This window comes from Rhabdothermincola sp. (assembly GCF_036846205.1).
Lineage (GTDB): Bacteria > Actinomycetota > Acidimicrobiia > Acidimicrobiales > Acidimicrobilacustridaceae > Rhabdothermincola.
In genome coordinates this window covers 1-18,302 of sequence record NZ_DAIUCK010000008.1, presented here as the reverse complement: position 1 = coordinate 18,302, position 18,302 = coordinate 1, and the positions used below count along the sequence as shown (strand labels likewise).

18 protein-coding genes and 1 pseudogene are annotated in these 18,302 nt (G+C 70.0%); 12 read left to right on the top strand and 7 right to left on the bottom strand.

The annotated features are described in order from the left end of the window. Positions 1–77: 77 nt before the first annotated feature. Positions 78–593 carry a hypothetical protein gene (locus V7004_RS02370; protein WP_334141768.1) on the bottom strand — a complete coding sequence of 172 codons (516 nt, stop codon included), beginning with the start codon at positions 591–593 and terminating at the stop codon, positions 78–80. Between the two features lie 75 nt (positions 594–668). Continuing rightward, complete coding sequence (locus tag V7004_RS02365) at positions 669–1,208, bottom strand: hypothetical protein (protein WP_334141765.1); 540 nt, start codon at positions 1,206–1,208, stop codon at positions 669–671. Between the two features lie 116 nt (positions 1,209–1,324). Here V7004_RS02365 and V7004_RS02360 point away from each other — a divergent pair, with 116 nt between their 5' ends. Together V7004_RS02360 and V7004_RS02355 are read left to right on the top strand one after the other, a co-directional pair. Further along, complete coding sequence (locus V7004_RS02360) at positions 1,325–2,866, top strand: AMP-binding protein (protein ID WP_334141763.1); 1,542 nt, start codon at positions 1,325–1,327, stop codon at positions 2,864–2,866. Positions 2,867–2,900: 34 nt separating this feature from the next. After that, on the top strand, positions 2,901–3,659 hold the full coding sequence (locus V7004_RS02355; RefSeq protein WP_334141759.1) for a glycerophosphodiester phosphodiesterase: 759 nt from the start codon (positions 2,901–2,903) through the stop codon (positions 3,657–3,659). A 13-nt stretch (positions 3,660–3,672) separates the two neighbouring features. Here V7004_RS02355 and V7004_RS02350 read toward each other — a convergent pair whose 3' ends face one another. Next, entirely contained in the window at positions 3,673–5,049 is a 1,377-nt protein-coding gene (locus V7004_RS02350; RefSeq protein ID WP_334141758.1) for an FAD-binding oxidoreductase, read from the bottom strand. Between the two features lie 73 nt (positions 5,050–5,122). Beyond that, positions 5,123–5,842, bottom strand: coding sequence for a class I SAM-dependent methyltransferase (locus V7004_RS02345; RefSeq protein ID WP_334141755.1), 720 nt, complete (start codon positions 5,840–5,842; stop codon positions 5,123–5,125). Positions 5,843–6,177: 335 nt separating this feature from the next. Here V7004_RS02345 and V7004_RS02340 point away from each other — a divergent pair, with 335 nt between their 5' ends. The 9 genes from V7004_RS02340 to V7004_RS02300 all read left to right on the top strand — a co-directional run bounded on the left by V7004_RS02340 (position 6,178) and on the right by V7004_RS02300 (position 15,681). Next, positions 6,178–7,281: a lytic transglycosylase domain-containing protein gene (locus tag V7004_RS02340; RefSeq protein WP_334141754.1), complete on the top strand. Its 1,104-nt coding sequence runs from the start codon at positions 6,178–6,180 to the stop codon at positions 7,279–7,281. A 470-nt stretch (positions 7,282–7,751) separates the two neighbouring features. Continuing rightward, a complete protein-coding gene (locus V7004_RS02335; protein ID WP_334141752.1) occupies positions 7,752–8,414 on the top strand; it encodes an O-methyltransferase in 663 nt (220 codons plus the stop codon). 226 nt (positions 8,415–8,640) lie between these two features. After that, positions 8,641–10,305: an ABC transporter substrate-binding protein gene (locus tag V7004_RS02330; RefSeq protein WP_334141750.1), complete on the top strand. Its 1,665-nt coding sequence runs from the start codon at positions 8,641–8,643 to the stop codon at positions 10,303–10,305. A gap of 48 nt (positions 10,306–10,353) precedes the next feature. Next, positions 10,354–11,307 carry an ABC transporter permease gene (locus V7004_RS02325; protein WP_334141748.1) on the top strand — a complete coding sequence of 318 codons (954 nt, stop codon included), beginning with the start codon at positions 10,354–10,356 and terminating at the stop codon, positions 11,305–11,307. After that, positions 11,288–12,277, top strand: coding sequence for an ABC transporter permease (locus V7004_RS02320; RefSeq protein WP_334141746.1), 990 nt, complete (start codon positions 11,288–11,290; stop codon positions 12,275–12,277). Before V7004_RS02325 ends, V7004_RS02320 begins: the two co-directional genes overlap by 20 nt. Then, complete coding sequence (locus V7004_RS02315; RefSeq protein WP_334141744.1) at positions 12,274–13,392, top strand: ABC transporter ATP-binding protein; 1,119 nt, start codon at positions 12,274–12,276, stop codon at positions 13,390–13,392. The genes V7004_RS02320 and V7004_RS02315 overlap by 4 nt, the downstream gene beginning before the upstream one ends. A gap of 2 nt (positions 13,393–13,394) precedes the next feature. Continuing rightward, on the top strand, positions 13,395–14,459 hold the full coding sequence (locus V7004_RS02310) for an ABC transporter ATP-binding protein (RefSeq protein WP_334141742.1): 1,065 nt from the start codon (positions 13,395–13,397) through the stop codon (positions 14,457–14,459). 38 nt (positions 14,460–14,497) lie between these two features. Then, a complete protein-coding gene (locus V7004_RS02305; protein WP_334141740.1) occupies positions 14,498–15,130 on the top strand; it encodes a TetR/AcrR family transcriptional regulator in 633 nt (210 codons plus the stop codon). Positions 15,131–15,204: 74 nt separating this feature from the next. After that, positions 15,205–15,681 carry a peptidylprolyl isomerase gene (locus tag V7004_RS02300; RefSeq protein WP_334141737.1) on the top strand — a complete coding sequence of 159 codons (477 nt, stop codon included), beginning with the start codon at positions 15,205–15,207 and terminating at the stop codon, positions 15,679–15,681. A gap of 4 nt (positions 15,682–15,685) precedes the next feature. On the opposite strand, the gene V7004_RS02295 is transcribed toward V7004_RS02300, so the two are convergent. Then, positions 15,686–15,877 (bottom strand): hypothetical protein, encoded by a 192-nt coding sequence (locus V7004_RS02295; RefSeq protein ID WP_334141735.1) that lies wholly within the window; start codon positions 15,875–15,877, stop codon positions 15,686–15,688. A 191-nt stretch (positions 15,878–16,068) separates the two neighbouring features. On the opposite strand from V7004_RS02295, the gene V7004_RS02290 reads away from it, so the two are divergent. Beyond that, on the top strand, positions 16,069–16,323 hold the full coding sequence (locus tag V7004_RS02290; protein WP_334141733.1) for a hypothetical protein: 255 nt from the start codon (positions 16,069–16,071) through the stop codon (positions 16,321–16,323). 25 nt (positions 16,324–16,348) lie between these two features. Here V7004_RS02290 and V7004_RS02285 read toward each other — a convergent pair whose 3' ends face one another. After that, complete coding sequence (locus tag V7004_RS02285; RefSeq protein WP_334141731.1) at positions 16,349–17,476, bottom strand: hypothetical protein; 1,128 nt, start codon at positions 17,474–17,476, stop codon at positions 16,349–16,351. Next, positions 17,473–18,302: pseudogene (locus tag V7004_RS02280) on the bottom strand (hypothetical protein); the annotation flags it as partial. The pseudogene V7004_RS02280 and the gene V7004_RS02285, both read right to left, overlap by 4 nt.

Genomic DNA, 18,302 nt, shown 5'->3' with positions numbered 1-18,302 from the left:
GAGGGTACCCGCGGCCGGCCGGAACGGCGAGGGGCCCGCGTCTGCGGGCCCCTCGGTCACGGTCGATCGTCGTCGGCTCAGCCGGTGAAGCGTGGGGTCACCACCGCCGCCTCGGCCGCGGCCGTGGTGGTCGTCGCCCCGCCGGTCGTGGTCGTGCTCGCCGCGGTGGTCGACGTCGTGCCGCCCCCCGAGAACACGTTGATGATCTCGAGCTCGTAGCGGGTGGGATTCTCCACGGAGACGGCTCCTCCGTCGCCGATGATCTGCTCGGCACCGCCGTCGACGGTCTCGTTGACGGAGCACTCGGCTTCCTGGAAGAGCACGAACTGCTCACTGCCACCCTGGGCCCCGAAGACGAGGACCTCGTCGACCACGGGGAAGACGATCGGCACCTCACCACTGTCGTCGACCGACTCGCAGTACACCTGGATGACGAACTCGGCGTCGGCTGGAGCCTGCCCCTGGACCGTCTTCGTGACGGTCAGCGTGGCGCTGCTGCCTTCGCCAGCTCCCGCCGACGGTGAGCCGGCGACCAGGCCCGTCACCAACAGGGCGGCGCCACCAGCGGCAGCGATCAACGGACGGAGCTTCATGGATGCACTCTCCTCAGGTGAGAGGTGCCCGCCGGAGGGAGTCCACCGAGCACCGGATGGGTTGGATGGGCGGCCTCAGCCGGTGAAACGTGGGGTGACCACCGCCGACCCAGGGGCGGCCGTGGTGGTCGTCGAGGCGGTGGTCGTAGAGGTGGAGGGCTCGACCGGATCGAACTCGTTGATGACTTCAGCGCTGTACTCACCCGGCTCGTTCATCGAGATGACCTGGTCACCGCCCTCCACCCGGTCCGCGGCACCGTCGCCGGTCTCCAGGACGGTGCAGCTCACCTCGTCGAAGGCCACCATCGGTGCGATATCGAACGACTCACTCCCGCCACCGGGGCCGAAGGTGACCGTCTCGTCGAGCACGAGCGTGTCTGCCATGGGCCTCATGGACTCGGGGATCCGCCCACCGACCGCGAAGCACTCGACCTCGATGACGAACTCGGCCCCTTCGGGCGGCGAGCCTTCGACGGTCTTGGTGACGGTCAGCACCGCGAACGGGCCACCCGCGCTCGCAGGGGTCACCCCGGACACCACGGTCGCCACGGTCGCCACGGTCGCCACGAGCATCCCGAGCGCCCCGATGGCGCGAACGATCGATGACGTATTCACGTCAACCTCCTCCCAGCTCCCCCTACCCTAGTGACGGCCACCGGACGGGGCGAACATCTCCGATGCGGCAGGCGCTACGGTCCCGGGGATCGAGCCGCCGACCGCGGGAGGAGCACGTGTACCCCGGAACCTTCGCCGAGACTGACCCCGACAAGCCCGCGTACATCATGGGAGGCTCGGGCCAGGTCGTGACCTACCGGGAGCTCGACGACGAAGCCAACCGCCTCTCCCAGCTGTTCCGCGACGTCGGCCTCGAGCCGGGGGACCACATGGCGTTCTGTCTGGAGAACCATCCGCGCTTCCTGGCCATCGCCTGGGGAGCGCACTACGCGGGCCTCTACTACACCGCCATCAGCTCTCGCCTGACCGCGGAGGAGACGGAGTACATCGTCAACGACTGTGGAGCGAAGGTGTTCATCACCTCCCGGTACAAGGCCGATGTCGCGGCCCAACTCGTCGATCGCATCCCCGACGTGTCGCTCCGCCTCATGCTCGACGGTGCGCTGGACGGCTACGAGTCCTACGAGGAGGTTGTCGCCCGGTACCCGGCCGAACCGCTCCCCGATCGGATCGCCGGAAAGGACATGCTCTACTCATCGGGTACCACCGGCCGCCCCAAAGGGGTCAAGCCGGCATTCCCGTCCGAGCCCATCGACCAACCGACACCGGTGACCGGCCTGATGCAGCTGCTGTTCCAGGCCGACCCCTCGATGGTGTACCTGTCGCCCGCGCCGCTCTACCACGCCGCGCCCCTGCGCTTCACCATGGCCGTGCACCAGATCGGGGGCACCGCGGTGATCATGGAGCACTTCGACCCCGAGGAGGCGCTCGCCCTGATCGAACGCTACCGGGTCACCCACAGCCAGTGGGTGCCGACGATGTTCGTGCGGATGCTCAAGCTGCCCGAGGAGGTCCGCAACCGCTACGACGTCTCCAGCATGCGGGTCGCCATCCATGCCGCGGCGCCGTGCCCGATCCCGGTGAAACGCCAGATGATCGAGTGGTGGGGCCCGGTCATCCATGAGTACTACGCCGCCACGGAGGGCAACGGGTTCGTCTACTGCAACAGCGAGGACTGGCTGGCCCACCCCGGCACCGTGGGCCGCCCGCTCCTCGGCGAGGTGCACATCGTGGGTGAGGACGGTGAGGAGGTCCCCGTCGGCGAGGAGGGCACGATCTACTTCAGCGGCGGCAGCGACTTCGAGTACCACAACGATCCGGAGAAGACGGCGCAGTCCCGCAACGATCGGGGATGGACCACCCTCGGCGACGTGGGGCGGGTGGACGAGGACGGCTTCCTCTACCTGACCGACCGCAAGAGCTACATGATCATCACCGGCGGGGTGAACGTGTACCCGCAGGAGACCGAGAACCTGCTGGTCACCCACCCCAAGGTCTTCGACTGCGCCGTGATCGGCGTGCCCAACGAGGACTTCGGGGAGGAGGTCAAGGCGGTGGTCCAGCTCGCCGACGGGGTCGAGCCCGGGCCGGAGGTCGAGCGGGAGCTCATCGCCTTCTGCCGCGAGCACCTCGCCGACGTGAAGTGCCCCCGCAGCGTCGATTTCGTCGACGACCTCCCACGCCATCCGACGGGCAAGCTCTACAAGCGCCTGCTCCGCGACCGCTACTGGGCAGGTCACGAGAGTCGCATCATCTGAGACCTGCCACGCGGCCGGCGTAGGGTGCGCGGCGATGGTTCGCCATCCCTTCCTCGACCACCCCGGACCGATCCCCTTCGCGCACCGCGGTGGGGCGGGCCTGTGGCCCGAGAACACCCTCCCGGCGTTCGAAGGGGCGATCGCGCTCGGCTACCGCTACGTGGAGACCGACGTCCACGCCACCGCCGACGGGGTTCTCCTCGCGTTCCACGACGACCGTCTCGACCGGGTGACCGACCGGACGGGCCTGATCCGCGACCTGCCTTGGCGGGAGGTCCGCCGGGCGCGGGTTGCCGGGGTCGAGCCCATCCCGACACTCGAGGAGCTGCTCGGCACCTGGCCGGACCTACGGGTGAACATCGACCCCAAGCACGACTCGGCCGTACCCGCGCTGATCGAGGCGATCACCCGGACCCGCTCGCTGCACCGGGTGTGTGTCGGTTCGTTCTCCGGACGGCGCCTCGGCCGCCTGCGGGCGCAACTCGGCGAGCAGCTGTGCTGGTCGTACGGCCCGGCGCGGGTGGCACGCCTGCGAGCGGCCAGCCTCGGGGTGCCTGCTGGGCGACTCGGCGGGCATTGCGTCCAGGTGCCGGTGCGAGCGGGGGGCCTCCTGATCGTCGACGACCGCTTCGTGCGAGCTGCCCACGCGCGCCACCTGCAGGTGCACGTCTGGACGGTCGACGAGCGCTCGGAGATGGACCGGCTGCTGGACCTGGGCGTCGACGGTCTGATGACCGACCGGCCCGAGGTGCTCAGAGAGGTGCTCGAGCGGCGCGGCCAATGGGCCGCCTGAAGGACCACACCGGTCATTCCGGCGGGAGCAGGACGTTCGGATTGAGGATCCCCACAGGGTCGAGCGCCCGCTTGATCCTCCGGAAGGCCCGCACCTCGGCTGCGCTGCGGTTGAGGTGCAGCCAGCGTTTCTTCGCCGTGCCGATGCCATGCTCCGCGCTGATGGACCCACCGCAGCTCGCGACCATCCTGAAGATGATGTCGTCCACCTCCTCGTCGTCGGGCGCCGTGCCGGTGATGTTCACGTGCAGGTTTCCGTCACCGATGTGCCCGAAGAGCCACGTGCGGGCGCTCGGGGCATGGCGAGCGACCACCTCCGGTAGCCGGGCGATGAAGTCGGGCAGCATCGGCAGCGGCAGCGAGAGGTCGAGCTTGTGGGGGGGACCGAGGGTGTTGATGGCGGAGGTGTGCCGTTCCCGGTAGGCCCACAGCTCGGCGCGGGTCCTCGCATCGGTGCCCACCGCGACGTCGCCGGTGACCCCCGCCGCCGCGAGCGCCGACGACATCCGCTCGGTGGGATCGTCGTGGTCCGAGGCTTCGAGCAGCACGTACACCGGCCACGAACGCCCGAACGGTTCCCGGAGCCCCTCCACCTCGCAGACCAGTGCCAGGCCGTCGGCGAAGAAAACCTCGGCCGCGTTGAGGCAGGACAGCCCCCGCCTCACCCGGGCCACGACGGCCACCGCCGCCCGCAGGTCCTCGAACCCGACCAGGGTCACGACCCGCTCCGGGAGGCGGGGCACCAGGGCGAGGCGCGCCGCGGTCACGACACCGAGGGTGCCTTCGCTTCCACACAGAAGACCGGCGAGATCCAAGCCGGTGTTGTCCTTCGGTAGGCCACCGAGGTGCCGCACGACCGATCCGTCTGCCAGGACCGCTTCGATCCCTCGCAGCTGGGCGCGGGTTCCGCCCCAGCGGATCACGTGCAGACCACCGGCGTTGGTGGCGATCGTCCCGCCCACCGTGGCCGAGTCGCGAGCAGCCAGGTCCACCGGGTACTCCAGCCCGGCGGCCCGAGCACGCTCCTGCAGGGCGCTGATCGCCACGCCTGCGCCGGCGGTCACCTGGCCGGCGATCTCGTCGACCTCGCCGAGGGCGGTCAACCGCCGGGTGCTGAGCACCAGCTCACCTTCGAGAGGAACGCCCCCTCCCACCAGACCGGTGTTCCCACCCTGTGGCACGATCGCCACCCGGGCCTCGGCGCAGACCCGGACGACCTCGGCCAGCTCCTCGACGCTGCCCGGCCGGATCACCGCCGGTGTCGTGCCGTGGAAGCGCCCGGTCCAGTCCACCGTGTAGGGACGGGTCACCTCCGGATCGACGACCACGTGCGGTGATCCGACGATCCCGGCCACCCGGGTGAGCACGGCGTCGAGGCCATGGCGTGCCACGACGCCATCCTGGCCGCCACAGGTCCTCGGGCGCACGACCCGGCGGCCCGCCGATCGCCCACCGGGCCCGTGGTCAGTAGGGCCAGGTGCCGTCGCTGCCCAGCAGGCGGTACACCGGCCGCAGCTTCAGGGTGATGAGGACCTTGAGCACCACGTTCTTCGCGAACCAGGGAAGCTGGGCCGCCTGGCGTGCGGCGTTGGCGAGACGCTGGGGACCTCGAACCGGTCGGCGCCGGTACTCGGCCAGTGATCCCGACCGGCCGACGTAGTGGAACTGCCGGCCGACGAACAGGCTCGCCATGAGGGCGCCGGTGACCCCGATCGAGCTGAACGCATCGTGGATCAGCAGCGTCCCCCCGGGCGCGACCCGATCGCCCCATCGGCGGATGTCGGACAGAGCGGGCCCCAGGCGATGGGCGCCGTCGATGTAGAGCAGCTCGACGTCCCCCTCCACGTCGCCGAGCGCCTCGGTCGAGTACCGCCGCAGGTGCCGGATCCGCTCCCGCACCCCTGCCCGTTCGAGGTTGGCCAGGAACACCTCGTGGTCTTCCTGCGCTTCGGCCTCGAAGCCCTCGATCTCCTGGGGACCACGGTCGTTGCCGCCGTGGGGGTCGATGGTCACGATCTCGACCCCCTCCGGTGCGGCCGACGCGAGCACGATCGCGGACCGACCGCGGAAGCTGCCGATCTCGACGATCCGATCACCGGCCCGCAGCTCCGAGGCGCGGTCCCACAGGCGTCCGGCCTGTGAGCGGGTCATCCATCCCTCCACCTCCGCCAGCGAACGGAACACCTCGTCGAAGCTGCGTCGCGGCGGGCTCGGCGTGGCAGGCGGGAGCGACACGGGTTCGGGCACTGCGGGGCTCTCGGTCGTCTGATGCGGTTGGCAACCGGTGCCGGCTCCGGCCCGGGGTGGACGGCGAGCATACCGTGGCGTTCCGCCGAGGGAGCGGAGTGCCACGCGCTCGCCCGCCTGGTGAGCGACACTGGTCCCCCGTGCGCCGCCGACTCCTCACTACCGGAGCCGCGGGCCTGATCCTTCTCGCCACCTTTTCAGCAGCGAGGGCGACCCCGCTCGCCGCGGAGGACCCGGTCCGCGCCGCGTCGTCTCACCTCGAGGACCCGCGCGTGTCCCCCGAGCTGCAGGCCGTCGACGTCGACAGCGCCGCGTACCGGCGTTCGCTCTCCCGTTACCGAGAAGCGGAAGCCCGGCTCGCGGAGGCGCACCAGCGGGCTGCGTCGGCCGAGGAGGAGCTCGGGAGCCTGACGCTGGCCGAGCACCCGCTGCTCCGCTCCCTGGAGCAGGCCGAGCGCCGGCGTACCGACTCCGAGCGCCGACTCGCCGACGTCCGGGCCGCGCTCCGGGACCTGGCGGTCGCGGGCTACGTCGAGGGCGGCATGGCCGCGCTGTCCAGCACCGGGATCGGCACCAGCGGCGAGGAGCGCCATCGCCGGATCCTGGTCGACGCGGTCACGCGCGAGCGGCTGCGCCAGGCCCGGGCCCATCGAGCCGTCATGCACCAGATGGACGCCATCGGGGTGCGTCACGCAGCCATGCTCGAGGACGTCCGCCAGCGCATCACCGACACCACCTCTGCGCGCGACGCGGCCTGGGACGATGCCCGCCACGCGCAGCGCGATCTCGACGCGGCGCGCGGCCCTCTCCTCGACCACCGGATGGAAGCGATGGTCACCGGCCTGGATCTCCCGCTGGTGGCCCTGGACGCCTACGTGCGGGCGGCAAAGCGCATGGCCTTCGAGCGACCGGGCTGTGCGCTCCGCTGGCAGGCGCTGGCCGGCATCGGCAAGGTCGAGAGCGGGCACGGTACGTACGGAGGGGCGAGGGTCACCGCCGCGGGTCGGCTCAGCCAGGCCATCGTCGGGCCTCCGCTCGACGGCACCAACGGCAACCTCCTGATCCATGACAGCGACGGGGGCCAGCTCGACGGCGACTCGGTCCTCGATCGTGCGGTGGGCCCGATGCAGTTCATCCCCACGAGCTGGCGGTCCCTCGGCCGTGACGGCGACGGCGACGGACGCGCCGACCCCCACAACATCCATGACGCCGCCCTCGCGGCGGCGAACCTGTTGTGCGGTGGCCGCCCGCTGGATTCCGACGACGGCCTGCGCGCCGCGCTGCTCCGGTACAACAACTCGGAGCGATACGCGACGCTGGTGCTCCAGAAGGTCCACGGCTACGACGGCTTCGCCTTCCCACCGAATCCTCGCTGAGGCCACGGCGAGACGACCCATTCGGCCGGGGACATCGGGAGCAGGTTGTGGGTGACCTGTCGACAACCTCGGGTGTTCTGGGGATTGGCGAGAAATCCGCCGGATAACCCTGGGGATCGTCAGAAACCGCTTGACTCGGTTCGGAGAGAGGCGCAGCATCGATCCAGGTCAGGCAAGAACGGGGCGCCAGATCACACCCGGCGCCGGAGACCAACCCCGCGGGGGAGGCCACCGAGCGACTGGGAAGGATCGGCGACTCGGGGCGCTTGGCCACGGAGCACCGGCACCGGCACCCACCTCCGGTGAGGAGCCGGCGACGCGAGCGGGACCAGCCCGGACCCGTGAGCGGAGCGGTGCCCCGCGCGGGTCGGCCCCGAGGAGCTGACGGCTGCGGCCGGAGGCTACTCGGGGTCCTCGTGCGTTCGGGCCCGATGCGGTCGACGCAGGCCCGCGTGGGTGATCATCGGGGGATGGACACCCCCAAGTCGTTCCACCTGCCCGCCGACATCCACGCGTACCTCGTGGACCACGGCACCGCTCCTGACCCGGTGCAGCAAGCCTTGATCGACGACACCCGGGCCCTCGGTGACATCAGCATCATGCAGATCGCCCCCGAGCAGGGCGCGCTGCTCACCCTGCTGGTCGCACTGACCGATGCCCGCTTCGCCGTGGAGGTGGGCACGTTCACCGGCTACTCGGCCCTGTGTATCGCCCGGGGCTTGCAGCCCGGCGGGCGCCTCGTGTGCTGTGACGTCAACGAGGAGTGGACGGCCGTGGCCCGCCGGGCATGGGAGCAGGCCGGCGTGGCCGATCGGATCGACCTTCGGCTGGCACCGGCCATCGAGACCTTGCGAGCGCTCCCACCGGAGGCGGTGGTTGACTTCGCCTTCATCGACGCCGACAAACCTTCCTACATCGACTACTACGAGGAGCTCCTCCCCCGGCTGCGGATGGGTGGCCTCCTGGTGGCCGACAACGTGCTGTGGTTCGGCCGGGTCGTCGATCCCGCGGCCACCGACCCCGACACCCGGGCGATCCGTCGCTTCAACGACCATGTGCGCGACGACCCGCGCACCGCGGCGGTCATGTTGCCCGTCGGTGACGGCCTGACCATCGCTCGCCGCGTGGCCTGACCGACCGCGCCACACCGCCCGGGGGCATTTATTGACACGGCGGCAACAGGGTCCTAGCGTCCTGCCCACCGCTGTGGCCCCAGTCACAAATCGCTGGGTCCGACAGATTTGACGCCGCCTCGATCTCGGCGATCCGGGGCTGGGCGGGCGCCCGAGCACCGCGCCCGATGACAACGAGGGGGAAGAGCTGGTGGCCAGCCATCTGGATCGATATCGCGCACGGTTGGTGAGCACGGGGCTGCTCCTCGTGATCGCCCTGCTGGTGGGCGCGTGCGGCGGCTCAGGGAACGACACCTCCGGTAGCGGCGGCGACACCACGGGGACCGCCCCCCCGAGAGATCCCGACGTGACCCTGGCGGCCACCGGCCAACCCCAGCGAGGCGGCACGCTCGTCTACGGGGTCGAAGCCGAGTCCGACGGCTACAACCCAACCAAGAACCGCTTCGCCCCCTCGGGTACGGAGATCGGCCTGGCCATCTACGACCCGCTCGCGGCCTTCGACGAGAACGGCGTCCCGCAGCCGTACCTGGCCGAATCACTGACCCCCTCCGCGGACTTCACGGTCTGGACCATCACCGCTCGGCCGGGCGTCAAGTTCCACAACGGCGAGGCCCTCGACGGTGAAGCCATGCGCATCTTCTTCGAGGCCCTTCGGGCCGACCTGCTGGTGGGCATCGCCTTCAAGAACGTGGCCGCCGTGGCCGTCGACCCGTCGAACCCTCTCGCGGTCAGGATCACCATGAAGGAGCCTTGGGCGAGCTTCCCGGTCTTCATGACCGGACAGGGTGGGATGGTCACCGCCCCGGCGATGGCCAACGACCCCGACAGCAGCCGCCACCCCATCGGCACGGGCCCGTTCGTCTTCCAGGAGTGGGTGCCCGACAAGGCGCTCAAAGCGACCCGCAACCCCAACTACTGGCGCAGGGACGCCAACGGCGTGCAACTTCCCTACCTCGACGCGGTGGAGTTCCGGCCCCTCCCCGATGCCAGCACCCGCTCGGCCGCCTTGCGCTCCGGGGACGTGCAGATGATCCACACCACCAACCCCACCGAGATCGAGGCGCTCGACGCAGACGCCCGTGCCGGCAAGGTGCAGATCGTCTTCGACCGGGGTGAGCGAGAAGAGAACTTCTTCATGTTGAACACCTCCAAGCCCCCCCTCGACGACATCCGGGTCCGCCAAGCCCTGGCCTACGCCACGAACCGCGAGGCGTTCAACCAGGTCATCTTCGACGGCAAGGGCGAGATCGCGGACGGCATCTTCAGCCAGGGCTCGCCTTGGCGGGGTGAGGGCGCGCCCTACCCGGCCTACGACCCCGCCAAGGCCCAGGAGCTGGTGGCGGAGTACGAAGCCGAGAAAGGGCCGATCCGCTTCTCGCTGGTCAACAGCGGCACCGATTCCCGGGGTATCGACCTGGCGAAGGAACAGTGGGCCGCGGTGGGCATCGACGTCGACGTCTCCCTGATGGAGCAGGGCCAGTTCATCGCCAACGCCGCGCTCGGCGACTTCCAGGCCCACGACTGGCGGCAGTTCGGCGCCCTCGACCCCGACTACGACTACATCTGGTGGACCTCGGAGAACGCCGGCGAGGGCATCGCCCTCAACTTCGCCCGCAACAAGGACCCACGGATCGACGAAGCCCTGAAGCGGGGCCGCTCCACCACTGATCTGGCGGTGCGCAAACAGGCCTACGCCGACGTGCAGCGCTACATCAACGAAGACCTGCCCTACATCTGGACCGTGCGCTCCCAATGGGCGGTGGTGGCCTCGAACAACGTCCGGGGCATCACGAACGGCCCCCTGCCCGACGGTGCGCCTTCGTACCCGATGGGCGGACCAGGCGGATTCGGGGGCATCACCTTCCTCACCCAGACCTGGCTCCAGTCGTAGATCCACGATGACCCCGACCGTCACCGACGATCCCCGGAAAGGACCGCGATGAGGTTCGTCCGTAAGAAGCTGGTCCAGCTGCTGCTGGTCCTGCTCGCCGTCACGTTCCTGTCGTTCTTCTTCCTCAACCTGCTCCCTGGCGACACCGCCCAGGTGCTCTGCGGGCTGGGCGGCGGGCCGGAGTGCGTGGAGCAGAAGACCCAGGAACTGGGCCTCGACAAGCCCCTGCCGGTGCGCTACGGCGAATGGCTGCGTGACGCACTCACCGGGGACCTCGGCACGTCGGCTCGGAACCAGCAGCCGGTGTGGGAAGCGATCAAGCAGCGGATGCCGGTGACGATCGAGCTGCTGATCTATTCGCAGTTCATCGCCCTGGCGGTGTCGATCCCCCTGGCAATCATCGCCGCCCAGCGACCCGGTGGCATCTTCGACCGGGTGTCAACCAGCGTCGCGTTCGCGCTGCTGTCGGTGCCGAACTTCATCCTGGCGATCGTGCTGATCCTCATCTTCGCCGTGAATCTCGGCTGGTTCCCTGCCACAGGCTACGTCGATTTCTTCACCGATCCGGCCAAGAACCTCCATGACCTCTTCCTGCCCGCGCTCACCCTGGCGGTGGCCGAGATGGCGGTCTACCTCCGCCTGCTCCGCACCGATCTCATCGCCACCCTGCAGGAGGACTACATCATGATGGCCAAGGCCAAGGGCCTGCCCTCGCGGCGGATCCTGCTACGCCACGCCTTCCGCCCCTCCACCTTCTCGCTGGTGACCGTCGCCGGCCTCAACATGGGCCGCCTCATCGGCGGGGCGTTCATCGTCGAGGTGATCTTCGCCATCAACGGCATCGGCAAGTACGTCGTCGACAGCATCCTGGCCCGCGACTACATCCCGGTGCAGGGCGGGGTGGTGATCATCGCCGTCGGCTACGTGCTCATCAACTTCGCCGTCGACATGTTCTACGCCGTTCTCGACCCGAGGATCCGCCATGCCCGCGCGCTCGCCTGAACCCAGCTCGGAACCACTGCCCACCGACAGCTCGGTCTTCGCCGAGAGCGGCGACCTGGCCACCGAGATCACCGGGATCGCCGACGGCGACATCGAGCTGCTCGAGGAGCTGCACGAGCTCGATCCCGGCCAGGTGGCTGCGGAGGACCTGGTCAAGAAGCGCCTCGGTCCCCTGTTCTGGATCGCGGTGGGTTGGTTCGGGCTGGTGGCCCTCCTGGCCCTGCTCGCCCCGGTGCTGCCCCTCCAGGACTACCGGACCCCGTCGTCGTGCGTGCGTTGCCCACCGAGCGCCGATCACTGGTTCGGCACCGACACGTTGGGGCGCGACATCTTCTCCCGGGTCGTGTGGGGCGGCCGAGTGTCGCTGGCCGTGGGGTTCGCGGCGGTGGCCTTCGGTGTGGCCATCGGGGGCACGCTCGGGGTCATCGCCGGGTACTTCAAGGGTCGGCTGGAGGCCACGATCATGTGGGCCATGGACGTCCTCCTGGCGTTCCCCGCCCTGCTCCTGGCCCTGGTGATCGTCACCTTCCGAGTCAACCGGGACGTCGGCAACATCATCCTGGCCATCGGCATCGTCGCCATCCCACCCATCGCTCGGTTGGTGCGCGCTGCCACCCTGGTGCACAGCGAGCGCGAGTACGTCACCGCGGCCCGGGCTCTCGGGGCGAGCAACTTCCGCATCATCTGGCGGGAGGTGGTCCCCAACGTGGCCCTGCCCGTGCTGTCCTTCAGCATCATCGGGGTGGCCGTGGCCATCGTGGCCGAAGGCGGCCTCTCGTTCCTCGGTCTGTCGGTGCCTCCACCCACCCCGACCTGGGGCGGGATGATCAACGACGGTCGAGCGGTCCTGGCCCGGGAACCGTTCATCAGCCTGATCCCCTGCGCGGTGATGTTCCTCACCGTGCTGGCCCTCAACCTCGCCGGTGACCGGGTCCGGGAGTACTTCGACGTGAAGGAGGTCGGCCTGTGAGCCGCAAGGTCATCAGCTCCACCAAGGCGAGCGCGGCCAGCACCCCGTCGAACCTCCTGCGGGTCGTCGACCTCAAGACCCACTTCCGCACCGAGCGGGGCACGGTGCGAGCGGTGGATGGCGTGAGCTTCTCGCTCGACCGGGGCAAGACCCTCGGCGTGGTGGGTGAGTCCGGCTCCGGCAAGACCGTGCTCGCCCGCTCGATCATGGGGCTGCTCCCCAAGCGCAACGTGATCCGCGACGGCCACATCTTCTACGAGGGCGCCGACATCATCGGCTACACCCAGGACCAGATGCGCTCGGTCTGGGGCGCCGAGATGGCGATGGTCTTCCAGGACCCGATGACCTCGCTGAACCCGGTGATGAAGATCGGCAAGCAGATCACCGAGTCGCTCATCCACCACCTCGGCATGGACAAGAACGAGGCGAACGAGACCGCCCTGTCGCTGCTGAGCTCGGTGGGGATCCCCGAGCCGGCACAGCGACTTGAGGAGTATCCGCACCAACTCTCCGGTGGCATGCGCCAGCGGGTCACGATCGCCATCGCCCTGGCCTGCGGTCCGAAGCTGCTCTTCGCCGACGAGCCCACCACCGCGCTCGACGTCACCGTCCAGGCCCAGATCCTGAACCTGCTCCAGCAGCAGCAGCGCGAGCGTCACATGGCCATGATCCTCGTCACCCACGATCTCGGCGTGGTGGCGGGACGCACCGACGACATCCTCGTGATGTACGGCGGTCGGGTCGCCGAATACGCGCCCACCAGCGTGCTGTTCTCCGACATGAAGATGCCCTACACCGAGGCGCTGCTGAACTCGATCCCCAAGATCGACTACCCCAGCCACACCCGCCTCGAGGCCATCCCGGGCCGGCCCCCCGACCTCATCAATCCTCCGAAGGGCTGCAACTTCGCTCCCCGCTGCCGCTACGCGCAGCCCAAGTGCCTCACCGACGACCCACCGTTGGTGGAAGGGCCCACGCCCGGGCACCTCTACCGCTGCTGGTACCCCGTGGGCACCCCGGAGGGAGAAGATGCCCGCGCCCGCAACGAGGCCGCCGGCGCCACCGCCGCCGCCACGCCGGTCTCCATCCGTCCCGCGAACACCGAGGAGCTCTGAGAATGGCTGGAAGTGGCACCGCTCACCTGCGGTCCGCGAACGACACGCTCCTGCGGGCGGAGAATCTGGTGGTTGAGTTCCCGGTCGGCTCGACCGGGCTCAAGGTCCACGCGGTCTCGGACGTCAGCATCGACATCAAGGAGGGTGAGACCCTCGGCCTGGTCGGCGAGTCCGGGTGCGGCAAGTCCACGACCGGCCGGACCCTCATGCAGATGCCACGGCCCAACTCGGGAGAGGTCCACTTCGACGGCCAGGAGCTCACCAAGCTGGGGAACGCGCAGCTACGCCAGGTGCGCCCCCGCATGCAGATGATCTTCCAGGACCCGATCTCCTCCCTCAACCCCAGGCGCAAGGTGAGCGACATCGTGGCCGAGCCGCTGCGGATCTGGAAGCGGGGCACGAAGGAGGAGCAGCGGGAGCTGGTCCGCGAGACCCTCGAGGCGGTGGGCATCGACCCCGACGCCGCCTGGAACCGCCGGCCGCACCAGTTCTCCGGCGGCCAGTGCCAGCGCATCTCGATCGCCCGAGCGCTCGTCATGGACCCCAAGCTCATCATCTGCGATGAGCCGGTATCCGCGCTCGATGTGTCGGTCCAGGCCCAGATCCTGAACCTGCTCCAGGACATGAAGAAGCGCTACGGACTGACGCTGGTGTTCATCGCCCACGACCTGGCGGTGGTCAAGAACGTCAGTGACCGGGTGGCGGTCATGTACCTGGGCAAGCTGTGTGAGGTTGCACCCCCCGACGACCTGTACTCGCGGCCCGCCCATCCCTACACCGCGGCCCTGCTCAGCTCGATCCCGGTGCCGGATCCATCGGTGCGGCCCCGAGAGGACGCCACCCTCGGAGGCGAGATCCCCTCTCCCGTCGCCCCACCGAGCGGCTGCCGATTCCGCACCCGCTGCCCGAAGGCCCAGGACATGTGCGCGCAGGTGGAGCCGAAGATGCGCCAGATCGGCCTCGGCCACTACGTCGCCTGCCACTTCCCCCTGGAGGTCACCGAGAGCAAGAAGGTCGTACCCAAACCTGCTGCCAAGACCACTTCTGACGGCGAGAGCAAGGGCTAGGGAGTCCGCTGCGGGGCGGGGATCTCGAGGCAGGCCAGGTGACCGAGCCGGCGCGAGGGGGGCGCACGAGAACCAGGCTCGACCCGGAGATCCGCCGCGAGCAGATCGTCGACGCTGCCGAGCGGGTCTTCACCCGCCGGGATCCCAGCGAGGTCACCCTGGAGGAGATCGCCGAGCAGGCTGGGGTGTCCCGAGCCCTGGTCCACAACTACTTCGGTGACCGCAGCGGGGTGCTCGCCGCGGTGCACCTACGGTGCACCCTCCAGCTCGACGAGGCGCTGCGTTCGATCTCGTCCGATCCGCACCGCACGCTTGGCGACCACCTGGCTGCTCTGGTCGATGCGTACCTCCGCATCGCCGCCGCGAACCCCGCCGCCTGGAAGCTGGTGGGCACCCCCGAGGCGACCCTGCACCCACTCGTCGTGGAGGCCCGGCGCCGGCGCTGCGAGCGGCTGGCCGACTGGTGGGGCGGTGACGCCCCGGCTCGGCTGCTGGCCCGCAGCGTGCTCGGCTGCCTGGACGCCGCGGTGGCGGCCTGGCTCGAGCAGCCCGACCTCTCGCGAGACCAGGCGCTGGGGGTGATCCACGGCCTGCTCCTGCGAGGTCTCGCGGGCATCCTCACGCAGGAATCGGCGAGCCCTACCCGGGCCGTGGGTGACCCCCCTCGGTGACGGGGGTGCCCCGACCTCGCTCCGCTGAGGACCCGAGGGCGCGACCTCCTCGACGGCGTGAGAGGATGAGCGCCATGCCGAACCCCCCTGCCATGCAGATCGACGAGAACGCCATCTACCGGGCCACCATCACCACCGATCGGGGAACCATCGTGATGGACCTGGACCCCCGTCTCGCTCCCAACACCGTCAACAACTTCGTCGCCCTCGCTCGCGAGGGCTTCTACGACGGGCTGACGTTCCACCGGGTGGAACCCGGCTTCGTCATCCAAGGCGGCTGCCCTGACGGTACGGGGCGCGGGGGCCCCGGCTACCGCTTCGCCGACGAGCCCGTGCAGGGGGACTACGTGGAGGGTGCGGTCGCGATGGCGAACGCCGGCCCGGACACGAACGGCTCGCAGTTCTTCATCTGCCTGGTGGACCTCGCGGGGCGCCTACCCAAGCAGTACAACCTCTTCGGTCAGGTCGTGGAGGGTATGGAGACGGTGCACGCCACCCGCAAGGGCGACGTCATGCGGCAGGTGACCATCGCGGAGCGCCCTGCCGCCTGATGACTCACTCCTTCAGTGCCACCGCATTCGGCGTGACGTGCATCTTCGGCTCGTAGGCCGCAGCCTCGACGTCGCGCCGCTCACCCCCGACCGTGGCCCGCAGCTGCTCCCGGCAGCCGCCGCAGGGCCCGTAGAACCGCTCGGTGGCGGTGGCTCCGCAGCGGGGGCAGGTGATCGACAGGATCTGGTCTCCCATGGCGGGCACTCTCGCGCGCCGAGCGGAGCCGCTCGCGGACCCTCAGCCCGTCCGGCGCGTATCGCGAGGATCCTGGTGGCCATGAGGCGCCGAGCTGTGGAGAAGTCGCGAAATCCACAGAGTTGGCCCTCTTCCTCCTCACAGGCCCATGCCCGTAGCGTTCCTCCGAGGACCAGAGAGCGAGGAGACCTGTGGCTGCCTACCGCGTCACCCTCCGAGACGGCACGGTCGAGATGATCGACGGCGCCGACGCCTACCAGCAGGAAGGGCAGATGACCACGTTCTTCGCCACCGCGTCGGGCCGGCAGGTGGTCGACTGCTGGAGCACCCGCGTGGCCAGCATCCGCACCTCGGAGGTCCTGGCCATACGACGAGTAGAACCCCGGCGGGAGGGCCCGGCGACGATCGGCGCGGAACCCGTGAGGGTCGGGCTGCACCTGGCCTGACCCTCACGCGCCGGCCCACCCTCCGTCAGGGTACGTACGCCGCCAGCCAGGCGAGGGTCGCCAGCGACACGAACCCGGCCGCGCACAACGCCAGCACCGGCCGCTCCGCCCGCTCGTCCGCGGTGTAGAGCGCAAGGGTGAGCACCAAGGGGAAGGCGTTCAGGCCGTACCGCTCGAGCGAGTTGAGGTTCTCCGCGCCGAGCGCCAGTGCCAACACCGCCGCGGCGTACAACCCGTAGGAGACCGGCCACCGCCGGAAGGCCAGCACCAGCAGCACCACGAAAAGCGCGGCGAACGGCAGGTGCAGCCCCTGGCCGAAACGCTCCGGGCCGACCAGGTCGACGAGGCCGTCCCACATGCGGGTGATCGGGTTCACGGCCCGGCCGCGCAGGTCCTCCTGCACGGTGAAGGGGAGCAACGGGTCACCGTCGCGGACCCAGACCCATCCGGCGTAGAGCGCCGTGCCGACCAGCGGCCCGGCGATGGCGGCCAGCCCGCCGGCGCGGTCCTGACCGCGACCGGCGCGCCAGGTACGGGCAACCTCGACCACGGCGGGGATCGCGAGCAGGATGCCGAGCGGCCGGCACAGCGCCGCCAGGAGCCCCCCGGCTGCGGCCACCCACGGACGACGGGTGCGCAGGCCCAGGAACGCCAGGAGCGCCCCCACCAGCATCAGCGCCTCGGCGTACCCCCAGACCAGCACGAACGCCGGCGGGAACAGCATCATGAGCCACACCGCCCGGCCGGCCGCGGCGCGGCTACGCCCCTCCGCCCGCATCAGCTGCAGCACCAGCACGCCCAGCACGATGGAGGCCAGGTTCGCGATCAGCACCAGCGCCGCGCCCTGCGAGCCGAGCGAGCCGCCGACGAGCCGGCCCGCCAAGGGGAATCCGGGGAAGAACCGCAACGCCTCCCGGTCGAGCCCCCCGTAGCCGACCGCGGCGATGTCGCGGTACCAGGTCCCGTCCCAGGCCAGCAGCCCGTCGGCGAGCGCCGGAGGCGCCAGCGCGAAACGATCCGCGACCACCCGGGCGGCGACGTACGCCGCGACCACCAGGATCCGGGCGGTCACCCAGGCGGGCACCACCACCCAGAGGTCCTCACGGAGCCCAGCCCACCATCCCCGGGACGGTGCTCGACGGATCGCCGTCATGGCGTCGACGCCGGCAGCATGACGAGCTGGGCGTGCTCGTAGTAGCGGTCGCCGGCCTCCTCCACGAGCACCTCCGCCCCTCCACGGGCGCGAGCCAACGCATCGAGCAGGGCCTCGCACCGGCCCTCGAAGGTGGCGTAGCTCCCGCTCCACACCAGAAAGATGCGGTGGGATGGGCCTGCCCGATCCAGGATCTGCTGGGCGATGGCCTGCGGATCTGCCGCCCGGTTCCGAGCCTCGTAGTCGCGCCAGTCGACCCGTTCGGGGCCGTCCAACGTCGGGTAGACGAGCTGGGTCACATCCGCCGGCATCTCCCGGCTCCCAGCCGGGCCGAGCTGGTCCGGGCAGTAGACGACCACATCGCCCGCCGCGGCCCGCTCTCCGACCGCGGCTCCGATCACCCCCGCCTGGGTGCGGACGGCGACGAGGTTGTACACCCCACCGAGGAGGAACGCGCCCGTCACCGCGACCGCGATCCCGTCACGGACCCAGCGGTCCCCGAAGCGTTGGATGCCCCCCGCCACCAGCAACATCACCAGGGGGAAGAGGACCGTCGCGTACCTCGTGGCGTACGCGCTCCAGGTGGCATAGGCGACGGCGGCCCCGAGCACGAGCGTGCTGGCGGCGACGTACGCGTCCGCCCGGAACGGTGGCGTCGTGCGCACGTCGATCTCGATAGTGAACCGGTCACGGGTGGCGCCGAACACGGCCAGCAGCACCAGCACGAGGATCATCGCCCCCACCAGCTCGGCGTCCCGGAAGTCGCCTCCCCCGAAGTCCGTGAGGGTGCTGGCGAGGAGGGTGGTGGGGCGCGGAGGGCCTGACC